Source organism: Natronococcus sp., from assembly GCF_047921035.1.
Taxonomy (GTDB): Archaea; Halobacteriota; Halobacteria; order Halobacteriales; family Natrialbaceae; genus Natronococcus.
The window spans coordinates 1-618 of the sequence record NZ_JBLRWX010000249.1; the positions used below are offsets into that span (position 1 = coordinate 1).

Sequence of the window (618 nt, forward strand, 5' to 3'; positions counted from 1 at the left end):
CGTTCGTCACCGGCACCGTCGCCCTGCCGACCGGCGGCGACGCGGTCCGCACCTTCTCGCAGGTCGCCGTGACGATCGCCACCACCGAAGGGGTCGCCGACGCGCAGGCGGCGATCGGCGCCTACCTCGACGAGGCGTCGGACGCGCGGCACCTGATTCCGGCCGGACAGGGCTTCCTGCTGGCGACCAACGCGCAGATGCTCGACGAGGTCAACGACGTCCTCGGCCTGCTGACCGGCTTCGTGACCGGCATCGCCCTCATCGCCCTGCTGGTCGGCTCGATCGGGATCGCCAACATCATGCTCGTCAGCGTCACCGAACGCACGCGCGAGATCGGCATCATGAAGGCGATCGGCGGCCAGAGCCGCACGATCCTGTCGCTGTTCCTCATCGAGGCGGTCATCCACGGCCTGATCGGCGCGGTCATCGGGACCGCCCTCGGCCTCGCCGGCGGCTGGATCGGAGCCAACGCGCTGGGCCTGAGCGCGGCCATGCCGTGGGGCTGGATCGCCGCCGCCATCGTCATCGGCGTCGCGGTCGGCATCGTCGCCGGGATCTACCCCGCCAACCGCGCCGCGCGCCTCCATCCCATCGAGGCCCTGCGCTACGAGTAGGGAC

1 protein-coding gene is annotated in these 618 nt (G+C 71.2%); it reads left to right on the forward strand.

The genetic code is table 11. The features are described 5' to 3' along the window. The coding region (locus ACNA7R_RS20530; RefSeq protein WP_416285385.1) for an ABC transporter permease at positions 1-614 on the forward strand (614 nt) is incomplete at its 5' end. Between the last annotated feature and the right edge of the window lie 4 nt (positions 615-618).